This is a genomic window from Gordonia sp. B8661-1 (assembly GCF_059427765.1).
This window is the reverse complement of the sequence record NZ_JCAHRL010000007.1, coordinates 84,929-97,040: the sequence shown is the minus strand read 5'-3', so window position 1 is coordinate 97,040 and position 12,112 is coordinate 84,929. Positions and strand designations below refer to the sequence as shown.

The window sequence follows — 12,112 nt, the reverse complement described above, 5'->3', positions numbered from 1 at the left end:
GACGCGATAGTGTCGTATGCATCGCACTGGTGATAAACCACTAAACCGTCCACCGGTCGTTCAGTTGAACATTTAGATAACCGGGTCGAATCGCAACCTGACCAGACGCAACATTACTGACGCGCCGCAGTCTATCGATTGAGCAGAACTGTCCAAATACCGATTGAGAGAGAGGGGGGGACGATGCTGATTAACGAACGGATCAGATACAGACGCGAAGCCATGCTGCTAACGCAACGAGAACTCGAGGTTCTACGATTGGTGGCCGGCGGATTCACAAACGCCGAGATTTCTGATCGCTTATACATAACTGTCCGTACAGTCAAACATCACTCATGTTCGGTCCGTCGGAAACTGGGTGCCCGAACGTCCGCCCACGCTGTGGCAATAGGTTACGAGATTGAACTATTGCCATAGCGGTATCCGTGGACAGCGTAAAACCCCACAGGCCGAGGCAACCGCGTCTTTGCCCAAGAACAAATACTGAAGACAACTACGATGAAAGGTACGAAATGACAAAAATCAATGTCGGCGGCTCACAGATCGAGTACACGGTCGCCGGGGCCGGACCGATTCTCGTTCTCGTCCACGGTGTCGGCAAGGGGGGCGAAAGCGCGTTCGGACATCTAGTGGAGAAGTTCTCCGAGCACCGCACGGTAGTTGTACCGGACCTCTCGGGGAGCGAAGCGGCCATCGATGACGGTAGCGATCTGACCATACGGCAACTCGCCGAGGAGGTTTCGGCGATCATCGCGGACCTCGGCGACCAGCCGGTCGATCTGGCCGGCTTTTCCCTCGGAGGTGCCGTCGTGGCGGCTGTCGCGGCACTCTATCCGGAGCAGGTGCGACGGCTGATCCCGATCGGGGGGCTGGTGAAGACCGACGCCTATATGCAGAACCTGATCAGGCTCACGCTCAGTCAGCGCCACGATCCGCTTGCGTTCGGACGCGTCCTGACCACCACGGCTTTCAGTCCCTCATATATCAACAGCCTTCCTGACCTGGATCAGGTTGACGAAATGGGTGCGGAACTGAGCCCGTCGAGTGGTCGGATCCGGCAGTTGGAACTCCTGGCACGAACGGATATCCGTGATCTGGTCGGCAACATCCAAGCCGAGACCCTGGTGATCGGCTGTAACCCCGATGCCGCAGTGCCGACCCACCACTCGCGTGAATTGAGTAGTTCGATCAAGAATGCCACGTACTTCGAGTTCGACAGCGGCCATATGGTCTTGTTCGAAAAGCCCGATGAGGCAGTAAAGGTCATTCAAGAGTTCATTCAGAAGCCGTAAAGAATCGACAACGTAGGAGTTGCGATGTCAAAAATTCTTCTTGCTGTCAGTAGTCATGATGAACTAGGCGATACCGGCGCGCCGACGGGCTACAGTGTCTCCGAGGCTGCGCACCCCTACGACGTATTTGCGGCATCAGGACATGACGTCGATTTCGTCTCGGTGCTCGGTGGAACGCCCCCGCCCGTCGTGTTCGAGGGCGAAGAGAATGACCCGTCCGTGGCGGCGTTCCTGGCCGACGAGACGATACAGGCGAAGCTCAAAGCGACCGCGGCCGCCGCCGATGTCTCGCCGGCACCGTATTCGGCAATCTTTTACGTCGGCGGGCATGGAGCGATGTGGGACTTTCCGAAGTCATCCGAGTTGGCGCGACTGGCTGAAGGAATATACCAGAGGGGAGGAATTGTATCAGCAGTGTGCCATGGGCCGGCGGCACTACTTGATTTACGACTCCCGGATGGCACATACCTCATAGAGGGAAAACGTCTTACGTCTTTCAGCAATGAGGAGGAAGAGTCTCTCGGTCTGGTTTCTACCATGCCGTTTCTCCTCGAGGATCGCTTGACGGAGCGCGGCGCATTGCACAGCAAGGCACCGAATTTCGTTGCCAATACCGAGGTCGACCAGCGCGTCATCACAGGTCAGAACCCGGCGTCCGCGGCGGTTGTTGCCCAACTGGTCGTAAAAGAGCTGAAAAATACCTAACCAAGACGAGGATCGGAAGGAGTTCCTATGGAACACCTCATTCAGGTGGCCGGTGTCATCGATCAGGAAGAGGCGAACCTCATTGTTGAAGAAGGAGCGGACTGGCTCGGATTTGCACTCCGATTGCCTGCCAAGAACGAAGATTTGTCCGAAGCCGAGGCAAGGGAAATCATCGAATCGCTTCAACCACACAACAAGGGCGTGTTGATTACTTACCTGGACGACGCCAATGAAATCAAAGCCTTCTGCGAAGAACTCGGTGTTACCGCGGTGCAGTTGCACGGAGAAGTGACGCGCGAGGAATTGCGACGGCTGCGAACGATCGCGCCGGACCTGTTCCTACTCAAGAGCCTTGTCGTTGCGTCGGACAACGTCGAAGAATTGAAGACGGTCGTTCATGAGTCTGCCGCCTACGTCGATATGTTCATCACCGATACATTCAATCCGGCCACCGGCGCGAAGGGGGCAACAGGATTGGTACACGACTGGGACATCAGCGCGGAACTGGTTCGAATGTCGCCCCGACCGCTGATGCTGGCTGGCGGTCTGCGCGCCGACAATGTTGCAGCGGCGATAGAGAGAGTCCGGCCGGCTGCGGTGGATGCTCACACCGGCCTGGAAGATCCGGCGAACGGACGCAAAGATCGAACTGAGGTCCGGAAGTTTGTCGAGGAAGCGCGGCAAGCATTCGCCCGGATAGCTGCGAGCGCGTAGGAGAGTTCGATGACAAATATGACGTCGAAAGGCCATCCGGTACATCTTCTGCCGCAGACGAAGCAGTTGCGTGCCTTGCACACGGTTATACGCGACATCGAGGTAAGCCGAGACAAGTTCGTTTTGAATTCGGGAAGAATAATCAGGCAGTTGGTGGAGGCCGGTTTGGAACTGGTGCCGTTCGAACAATTCGACGTTCGGACTCCGGTTGGGCACACCTACTCAGGCCTCCGAACGAGTCCACAAGTGTGTGGTGTGTCGATCGCCCGCGCCGGCGAGAGCATGGAGGCGGAGTTACGTGCCATCGCACCGTCGATCCGCATTGGAAAGATCCTGATTCAGCGGGACAGAATCACGAAGCTGCCTCATTTGTATTATTCGGCACTGCCACTGGACATCGCGGACCGGCATGTCCTGTTGCTAGATCCAATGCTTGCCACCGGTGGCACCGCACTTGCCGCCATCGAGGTCCTCCTCGATCGAGGAGTGCCTGAAGAACACATCGTCTTCGTTAACCTGCTTTCGGCGCCGGAAGGCATAGCAGTCGTTCACGCGCGTTATCCGAGAGTTCAGATGGTGACATCATCCATCGAGGAACGACTCAACGAGGACGCATACATGCAACCGGGGATAGGAGACTTTGGCGATCGTTATTTTGGAACTGACGCGCTCACTTGATTTCGTGGGACCTGGTCGTATCGAACCGAAAACAGGAGAAACGGGCTAGGAGAATGATTACGATGTCAAACGCGGCTATCGAGCCAACTAGACTTGCCATTATCTACTACTCGGGAACCGGTAATGTTCATAAGCTTGCCGAAGCTGCCGCGCGTTCGGGCGAGGCCGTGGGTGCGGAGGTACGTATGCACCGCGTGCAGGAGTACGTGACCGACTCGTTGGCACCGTCGTTCACTGAGTGGACGAAAGCCTGGAGCGAGAATTCGGAGGCGATGAAAGATGTTCCCGTAGCCACGGTAGACGATCTTGATTGGGCCGATTCGATTCTGCTTGGTAGTCCAGGACGTTTTGGACTCATTGCGGCGCCACTGAAGCACTTTATCGAGCTGGCGTGGCCGTTGAATGCGCGTGGCGGGATCGCTGGAAAAGTCGTTTCGTCATTTACCTCCACCGGTGCTCCACATGGCGGACAGGAGTCAGTGATTCTCTCGCTCAACAATGTGTTCTACCACTGGGGCGGAATCATCGTTCCACCAGGAGTTACACACGATATTCAGACAGCGCCAAGTAACGGTAATCCTTACGGAGTCAGCTCTGTCTCGGGGAGGCAGGCGGTTCCGGGAAGGCTTGCGGAGAAGGTGACGGAGGACAATCTTCTCGCCATCTCCCATCAAACCCGCAGGATGGTCGAGATAGCCACTGCGGTGAAGTATGGAACGGCGGCCGCGGCGTGCCATCAGGCGTCGCCGTAAATATTCTATAGGAGAACAGATGCAATCACGTGTCGAGGTGCCTGTTTATCCGTCCGAAAGTCTGCCCGGGATGCTTGCCGATGTGGCAGGGAATCATGCGGACGCGATCGCAGTGGTATCCGAAGATGGCGATCTCACTTTCAACGAGCTGATCGGTGGCAGTTCGGCTCTTTCAGGCTATTTGGAACATCTTGGCGTGGAGACCGACGACTGTGTCGGACTGTTCGTCGAGTCGTCACAGAATCTGATGGTCGGCGTCTGGGGGGTGCTCTTCGCAGGCGCTGCGTACGTTCCATTGTCTCCAGAGTATCCGGACGAGCGGTTGCGGTACATGATCAGAGACACGGCAGCATCGGTGATCGTGACACAGCCCGAGTTGGCTGACCGACTATCAACCTTGGCACCTGAGGGGACCACGGTCGTCACACGAGACGACGCGGCAGGTTTCCCACGGGCGGCGGCGCGGTCGGCCCCGACTGATCTGGCGTATGTCATCTACACCTCGGGTAGTACGGGTAGGCCGAAGGGGGTGATGATCGAACACCGAAGTGTGGTGAGCCAGATGAGGTGGCTTGCGTCGAAGCACGGACTGAGTCGCGAGACACGTGTCCTGCAGAAGACGCCGATGAGCTTCGATGCTGCCCAGTGGGAGATCCTGGCCGTCGCGTGCGGTGCCACAGTGATCATGGGGAGGCCGGGAATTCATCGTGATACCGAGCAACTCATCGAGACGGTCAAGGGGCACGGCGTGACCACGCTGCAATGTGTGCCGACCCTCCTGCAGGCTCTGCTCGACAGTGACGAAATGCCTTCGTGCACATCGCTGACGCAGATATTCACCGGAGGTGAGTTGCTGTCGAAAGCGCTTGCGGCCCAGTGTCTGGAGATCCTGCCTCGGTGCAGACTGGTCAACTTATACGGACCGACGGAGACGACGATCAATTCCTCGTCCTTCGAAGTGACCGCCGACAATCTTGTGCCACTGGCGAATGCGGTTCCCATAGGTTTGCCTGTCGACGGTACGTGGTACCGCATACTCGACGAACAGCTCAATGAGGTTGCGGAGGGCGAACGGGGCGAGTTGCACATCGGGGGTATACAACTCGCGCGAGGCTACTTACGCAGGACGGAGCTCACAGCCGAGCGTTTCGTAAACAGCCCTCCCTGGAATGAGCGGCTGTACAAGACCGGTGATCTGGCCTTCCGGACCGCGGAAACGTTCTATGTGGTCGGTCGTCTCGACAATCAGGTCAAACTACGTGGTTACCGTGTCGAACTCGACGAGATTCGGTTGGCGATCGAGACCCACGACTGGGTCAGGCGCTCTGCCGTGGTCGTGAAGGCTGACCACGAATCGGACTACCAGAATCTGATCGCCTGTGTAGAGCTGAACTCGAAGGAAGCCGTACTCATGGATCAGGGAGACCATGGGGCACACCATCAGTCGAAGGCGAGCAGGCTCCAGGTGCGGGCACAGTTATCAAACGGCGGTTTGCGCGCACCGGAAGAAACGGCCGGTAAGCCCGTCGTCAAGCTGCCGGGGAAGTCGGCGACCAACTTCCAGCGCCGACAGGCATTCGCCCGCAAGACCTACCGGTTCTACGGAGGCGGGAAGGTCTCCCAGGCAGAAATCCTCGACACGTTGCGGCGAACGCCGTCCGCCGATGGAAGTCGAGACATCAGTGAGATCGGCTTCGGCGAACTCGGTGAGCTCCTGCGATTCCTAGGACCGCACTCCAGTAGTGAGCGACTTCTGCCCAAGTACGGTTACGCGTCGCCGGGGTCGCTCTATGCGACCCAACTCTATGTTGAGATATCCGGATTTCAGGACTTGATCCCTGGTGTCTACTACTTCGATCCGGTCCGACACGAAATAGTTCTGGTTAATCAACTTGCAGGTTCGTCCGAATTGAGTATCAAACTGCACTTCTTGGGGAAAGTGCGAGCAATTGAGTCAGTCTACGTGACAAATATCAAGGAAGTTCTCGAGATCGAGACGGGGCATATGGTTGGCCTGCTTGAGGACGTTATGCCGCGCTACGGCCTCAGCATTCTTGGTATCGGACATGAGCCAGGAGTAAAGAGCAGCCTCGATGTAAACTACGACGATCACTACTGCGGGTCTTTCGAATTGGTACCTTATCGCGATCCGGATGTCGAAGAAACTGAGATCTACCTCCAGGTTCATCCGGGTGGAGTCGTCGATCTGGAGCCCGGCCAGTATATCTACAGCGAAGGAAGCCTGCGGTACGTATCCTCCGAATTGATTCAGCGAAACGACGTTATTGCGATCAATCAAGCGGTGTACGACAGGGCCGGAATCGGGATTTCGGTCATCAGCAGGACATCCGAGGAGTGGAGGCAATATATAGACCTAGGTCGCACCTTGCAGCGGATATCGATGAACAACTCGGGCCTCGGATTCATGTCATCTGGATACAGTTCCAAGACAGGTTCACCGCTACCTTCGGCTTCTCGGATCGACAAGATCCTCGGGGCGCTCGGGCGGGCCTCTGGCCCCTCCTACTTCTTTGTGGGTGGTCGCGTGAGCGATGAGCAGCGTGCCCATGAGGGTATGAACGAGGACGTTGTGCATATGCGGGGGCCGGCTGAAATGATTCGGGATGACCTTGTTAAATCGTTGCCTGACTATATGATCCCGAATAAGGTCGTGATCTTCGATGAACTGCCCAAATCGGCAAATGGAAAGATCGACAATGCGGCGCTCTTGGCGTCTTCGAAGACGGATGTGCGGAATAGTCTAAGGGCAATCATCCCCCCACGCACACTCACCGAGAGACGCATCGCTGACATCTGGAAGTCTGTGATGAAGATTGATTCGGTTTCGGTTCACGATGATTTCTTTGCAATTGGAGGAAACTCTCTGATCGCTGTCAGGTTGATCAATATGCTGAACAGGCAGATGGATGCGACCCTCCCGCTTCAAATCCTGTTCCGCCAGCCGACCATTGAGAAACTTGCCCTTCGGATCAACGCCGACAGAAGTGATTCGTCTCGTTTGGTGCCGCTTCGGGAATCGAGAGTGGGCAGGCCGATATTTTGCTGGCCCGGACTTGGTGGATATCCGATGAGTCTCCGGCAATTGGCAGATTCGTTAGGGGGCGACCGCCCCTTCTACGGTGTTCAGGCGCTCGGGGTGAATGAAGGTGAGGTGCCGTTCAGCACGATCCAGGACATGGCGTCCGAGGATATACGTCTCATTCGCGAGATGCAGCCTAGTGGCCCATACATGTTATGGGGGTACTCCTTCGGGGCCCGGGTCGCCTTCGAGGCTGCGTACCAGTTGGAGCAATTGGGTGAAGAAGTCGAACATGTTGTTCTGATCGCACCAGGGTCTCCGAAGATCGGCTGCGGAGGTGGCAACGAAGAACATGTTGCTGACTACCGTAACCGCGCGTTTGTCACGATCATGTTTTCCGTCTTTGCTGGGTCAATCGCAGGTGAATTGCTCGATCAATGCTTGCGCGAGTCGGTAGATGACGTGAGCTTCGCTCGTTTCATTGATGTCAACTTCACCCATCTTGACCTCGAGATGATTCGGCGAATCATGCGGATAGTCGAAATTACCTTTGAGTTCAATTATACGTTTCGCGAGTTATCGGATCGGCGAATCGCCGCGCCGGTGTCGATCGTGAAGGCGCGCGGCGACGACTACTCCTTCCTGGATCGGAGCGCGGGATATTCAGTGTTTCCGCCATCGGTTGCTGAATTGGATTCCGATCACTATTCGATTTTGAAGAGTGGCGTTTCAGATCTGGCCGCACTCCTGTCCCGCATGATCGATGACCGTAAGGAGTTGATTATGCCGCACGTGAATGTGAAGCATCTGCCGAAGTCGCTAAGCGGTGCTCAACAAAGCCAACTCGTCTCCGACTTAACCAAAGCGGTGAGTAACGCGTTCGGCTGTGATGAGGGTGTAGTTTCGATAGCTATAGAGTCGATAGAAAAGGAGCTTTGGAACGAAACAGTGTATATTCCCGAGATTATCAATCGAAAAAACATTCTGAGTAAAGTGCCGAATTATGGACCCGGAATCGTGGCAGGCCGATGAAGGCGAGTAAAACTCCGGGCGATGTGCCGATTCGGTTGAGTGAAGAAGTGTCCGACGCGCTCAACGAAGGATCTCCGATCGTGGCCCTGGAGTCCAATGTCATCACCCACGGTCTCCCCTATCCGGACAACGCCGCAACGGCGAGAAGAGTAGAGGAGGCGGTTCGTGATGGTGGATCCGTGCCCGCGACAGTCGCTGTTGCCGATGGCCAGATTCTCGTCGGTTTAGATGACGCCGGCATCGAGAAATTTGCCTCAACCTCGAACATCCCGAAGGTCAGTAGTAGAGATATGTCTGTGGTTCTGGCGCAAGGTCGAATGGGGGCTCTCACCGTGGCGTCCTCGATGATCGCCGCGGAACTTGCGGGGATTCGCTTCTTCGCGTCCGCCGGCCTCGGAGGAGTGCATCGAGGCGCCGATAAGAGTATGGACGTGTCGTCCGACCTCATCCAGTTGACCCGGTCAAGGGTTGCGGTCGTGTGCGCGGGCGGCAAGAAGTTCCTGGACCTCGGATTGACGCTTGAGTACCTGGAGACCCAGTGTGTGCCGGTCGTTTCGTATCGGTCGGATGATTTTCCCGCGTTCTACTGTATTTCAAGCGGCCACCGCAGCCCAGCCCGGCTGGACGACGACTCGGTGATCGCTTCGGCCATCGAGAGTCATTGGGCGCTGCGCAACCCTGGTGCGTTCGTCATCACTACTCCGGTCCCGGCCGAGGATGCAATTGACGGCCGGGAAGTAGATCTGGCGATCGCGGATGCCCTTGACGCCGCAGAGCGCGACGGCGTACATGGCCAGGCGGTGACCAAATACGTGATGCGAGCGGTAGACAGCGCGACGGCAGGTCGCTCAGCTCGGGCCAACATGGCCGTGCTGATCAGCACGGCGAAGGTCGGCGGTCGACTCGCTGCGGCACATGCCGAGACCATCGGTCATCGTTGAACGGCAACCGCGTTCTGAAGGACTCGGCGGCGACAGTGCTGGCGCCAGCGATCTGGGGTAGCACCTATCTCGTTACGACGGCGTTTCTGCCTCCGGACCGCCCACTCCTTGCGGCTACTTTGCGTGCTCTGCCAGCGGGGCTCATTCTGCTTGCGGGCGCTCGGGTCCCGCCGTGCGGACTGTGGTGGTGGCGCACGCTAGTGCTCGGTTTCCTCAACATCGGTGCGTTCTTCTACTGCTTGTTCGTCGCGGCGTACCATCTTCCGGGCGGAGTGGCCGCGGTGGTCATGGCGATTCAGCCTCTTCTGGTGCTGGCACTATCTTCGATGTTCCTTGGGGTGGGAGTTCGCGCACACCACGTCGGGGCATGTCTTGTGGGTCTTGCCGGAGTCGGGTTGATGGTGGCAGGGCCTCAGGCTCATCTTGATTCGACGGGTGTTATCGCGGGCCTGTGTGGCGCCGCCTGTATGGCGACCGGGATAGTGCTGACGAAGAGATGGGGGCGGCCGGCGGGTGTCAGCGGATCGGCGTTCACCGGCTGGCAGCTGACGATCGGTGGGTTGATCCTGCTGCCGCTTGCACTCGGTACCGAAGGCTTACCGCACCAACTGAACGCGGAGAACGTCGGCGGATATACCTATCTGGGGCTATTCGGCGCGCTGCTTGCCTATGTGCTCTGGTTTCGTGGCATCGAGCGACTTCCCGCGTTCGCTGTCTCCTGCTTGTCTCTGGTCAGTCCAGTTGTCGCAATGACTCTCGGGTATGCCGTTCTTAACCAGAAGTTGTCGTCGCTCCAGATTGTGGGGGCCGCGGCAGTGTTAGGTGCCGTCGTCCTCGCACAGCTGCCATCGCGGATCACGAACTCGAGAAAAGTAGACCCAGCTCGTAACGATCTGAGCCGATGACGGGAATCGAACCCGCGTATTCAGCTTGGGAAGCTGATGTTCTGCCATTGAACTACATCGGCGTGCGGGGCGAGCCCGCGAAGGCCACAGTAGCAAAGCCGCAGCCAGGGCGGGGCGGTGACGTGCGGTCAGTGGCCGCGCGGGGTGACGATGCCGTGGTCGAAGGCGAAGACGACGGCGGCGGCGCGGTCGCGGACGCCGAGGGCGCGGAAGATCTTGCCGACGTGGCTCTTGACGGTGACGACGGAGATGACGAGCTCACCTGCGATCTCGTCGTTGGTGAGGCCGCGGCCGATCAGTTCGAGGACGGTCAGTTCGCGGGCGGTCAGGCGGTCGAGGGTGCGGGAGTCGGAGGCGGCGGGCGAGGTCGTGCGGTACGTGTCGAGGACGTGCGCGGTGACGGCCGGATCGAGGACGGATTCACCGTCGGCGACGAGGCGAACGGCGCGGATGAGTTCTTCGGCGGGGGAATCCTTCAGGACGAAGCCGGCGGCGCCGGCGCGGAGGGCCTCGGAGAGCAACTCTTCGTCGTGGAACGTCGTGAGAACGAGAACCGGTGGGCCGCACCGATCATCGGTGTCGGCGGCGCGGAGTCTGCGGGTGGCCTCCATGCCGCTGACCCGCTTCATCCGAAGATCCATCACGATCACATCCGGCGCCGACGCCGCGAGGGCGCCGGGCACTTCGTCGCCGTCGGCGCATTCGGCGACGATCTCGAATCCGTCCTTGCGGCGCAGTATCCGCCGAAGACCCGACCGGACGAGGTCCTGGTCGTCGACGAGCAGTACGCGAACGAGATCGTCGGTCATGCCGCACCGAATTCCGCGATGACACACCATGTTCGATCGACGAACTCCGTCCGCAGGGTGCCGTCGGCGTTTCGCACCCGATCCGCCATACCGTTCAGGCCGAAACCGCCACTCTGCGTGCGGGCGTTCGGGTCGGCAGGATTGCAGATCCGCACCGTGTAACGACCGTCGGCGCTCTTCGCGGTCACCGACACCGGTGCGCCTGCCGCATGTTTCGACGCATTGGTCAGCGACTCCTGGATCACCCGGTACACGGCGAGTTCCGTTGTCCGACTTAATGCTTCGGCGGGGCGACGGATATCCGGCACCACGACGGATCCGGCGCGGCGGAAGCCCGCGATCAGGTCGTCGATGTCGTCGAAACCCGGTTGTGGGGCCGACCCGGCGTCGTCGGAACGTAGCAGCGCCACGGTGCGGCGCACATCATCCATCGCGACGCGGCCCTGCTCCTCGGCGTCCCGGAGAGCGTCCCGCGCGTCGCCGACGTCGGCGGGATCGATGAGTCCGTCGCCGCCGGATTCGAGCGCCCGGCGTGCCGCCGTCACGTTGAGCAGCACGATGCTCAGCGAGTGCGCGACCACATCGTGCACCTCCCCGGCGATACCGGCCCGATCGACGATGATCTGCTGTTCCCGCTCGCGTTGCGCGGCCTGGGATGCCTTCAGCTGCACCCGCATCAGCTGACCGACCGCGGCGCCGAACAGCACCATGAAGACGAACAGCCAGCCCTGCTCGGTGGTGTGGAACACCGCGCCCGCGACCGCGGCACCGGCGAATGCGGCCAGGTACCCCAGCCCCTGGCGGGGCGAGACGATCGCGACCTGCATGGTGACGGCGACGACCAGGATCATCGGTGACGAATCGGCCTCCACCGGCATCGTCCAGAACAGGACGACACACCCGATGATGAACACCGGGAAGAACACCATCAGCGGCGGTCTGATGACGACGAAGCCCACGATCAGCGGCCAGACGCCGAGGCTCACGGCGGCGACGACCAGCAGCCAATCCCACCCGGACAATCCGGAAACGATCCGCTGCACCGCGGCGGTGAGGATGAACGCGACCAGGCCGAGCTCCGCGATCAGCTTGTAGATCGGCGGATACGGATAGCCGACAAGTGCGAAGAACTGGCGGCACTTGTCGATGACCCAGTTCATCCTGCGATCCTAGCCCTGCCCGGCCGTCGATTCGTCCGCCCACGGGTGGATTCCCACTCCACCTCCGGACGGTCTTACAGTACC

The 12,112-nt window shown here is 58.9% G+C and carries 11 protein-coding genes and 1 tRNA gene; 9 read left to right on the top strand and 3 right to left on the bottom strand.

Annotation, left to right across the window (positions count from 1 at the left end; translation table 11 throughout):
* The first annotated feature begins 183 nt into the window (after positions 1–183).
* The 9 genes from AC4JJG_RS15345 (at position 184) to AC4JJG_RS15305 (ending at position 10,059) form a co-directional block, all read left to right on the top strand.
* On the top strand, positions 184–417 hold the full coding sequence (locus AC4JJG_RS15345; protein ID WP_495405787.1) for a response regulator transcription factor: 234 nt from the start codon (positions 184–186) through the stop codon (positions 415–417).
* Positions 418–512: 95 nt separating this feature from the next.
* Positions 513–1,292 (top strand): alpha/beta fold hydrolase, encoded by a 780-nt coding sequence (locus AC4JJG_RS15340; protein WP_495398583.1) that lies wholly within the window; start codon positions 513–515, stop codon positions 1,290–1,292.
* 24 nt (positions 1,293–1,316) lie between these two features.
* Positions 1,317–1,997: a type 1 glutamine amidotransferase domain-containing protein gene (locus AC4JJG_RS15335; protein ID WP_495398584.1), complete on the top strand. Its 681-nt coding sequence runs from the start codon at positions 1,317–1,319 to the stop codon at positions 1,995–1,997.
* Between the two features lie 27 nt (positions 1,998–2,024).
* Entirely contained in the window at positions 2,025–2,711 is a 687-nt protein-coding gene (locus AC4JJG_RS15330; protein WP_495398585.1) for a phosphoribosylanthranilate isomerase, read from the top strand.
* Positions 2,712–2,720: 9 nt separating this feature from the next.
* Positions 2,721–3,389, top strand: coding sequence for a uracil phosphoribosyltransferase (gene upp, locus AC4JJG_RS15325; RefSeq protein ID WP_495398586.1), 669 nt, complete (start codon positions 2,721–2,723; stop codon positions 3,387–3,389).
* 62 nt (positions 3,390–3,451) lie between these two features.
* Positions 3,452–4,141, top strand: a complete 690-nt coding sequence (locus AC4JJG_RS15320) for an NAD(P)H-dependent oxidoreductase (RefSeq protein ID WP_495398587.1) — start codon at positions 3,452–3,454, stop codon at positions 4,139–4,141.
* A gap of 19 nt (positions 4,142–4,160) precedes the next feature.
* Entirely contained in the window at positions 4,161–8,213 is a 4,053-nt protein-coding gene (locus AC4JJG_RS15315; protein WP_495398588.1) for an amino acid adenylation domain-containing protein, read from the top strand.
* The gene (locus AC4JJG_RS15310; RefSeq protein WP_495398589.1) at positions 8,210–9,154 is read left to right on the top strand and encodes a pseudouridine-5'-phosphate glycosidase; all 945 of its coding nucleotides are present in this window, start codon (positions 8,210–8,212) and stop codon (positions 9,152–9,154) included. Before AC4JJG_RS15315 ends, AC4JJG_RS15310 begins: the two co-directional genes overlap by 4 nt.
* 35 nt (positions 9,155–9,189) lie before the next feature.
* Positions 9,190–10,059, top strand: a complete 870-nt coding sequence (locus AC4JJG_RS15305; protein WP_495399585.1) for an EamA family transporter — start codon at positions 9,190–9,192, stop codon at positions 10,057–10,059.
* Here the strand turns inward: AC4JJG_RS15305 and AC4JJG_RS15300 are convergent.
* The 3 genes from AC4JJG_RS15300 to AC4JJG_RS15290 form a co-directional block, all read right to left on the bottom strand.
* A tRNA-Gly gene (locus AC4JJG_RS15300) sits at positions 10,051–10,121 on the bottom strand. The two genes, AC4JJG_RS15305 and AC4JJG_RS15300, sit on opposite strands and share 9 nt — an antisense overlap.
* A gap of 66 nt (positions 10,122–10,187) precedes the next feature.
* Entirely contained in the window at positions 10,188–10,868 is a 681-nt protein-coding gene (locus AC4JJG_RS15295; protein WP_495398590.1) for a response regulator, read from the bottom strand.
* A complete protein-coding gene (locus AC4JJG_RS15290) occupies positions 10,865–12,028 on the bottom strand; it encodes a sensor histidine kinase (protein ID WP_495398591.1) in 1,164 nt (387 codons plus the stop codon). Before AC4JJG_RS15290 ends, AC4JJG_RS15295 begins: the two co-directional genes overlap by 4 nt.
* Positions 12,029–12,112: the final 84 nt, after the last annotated feature.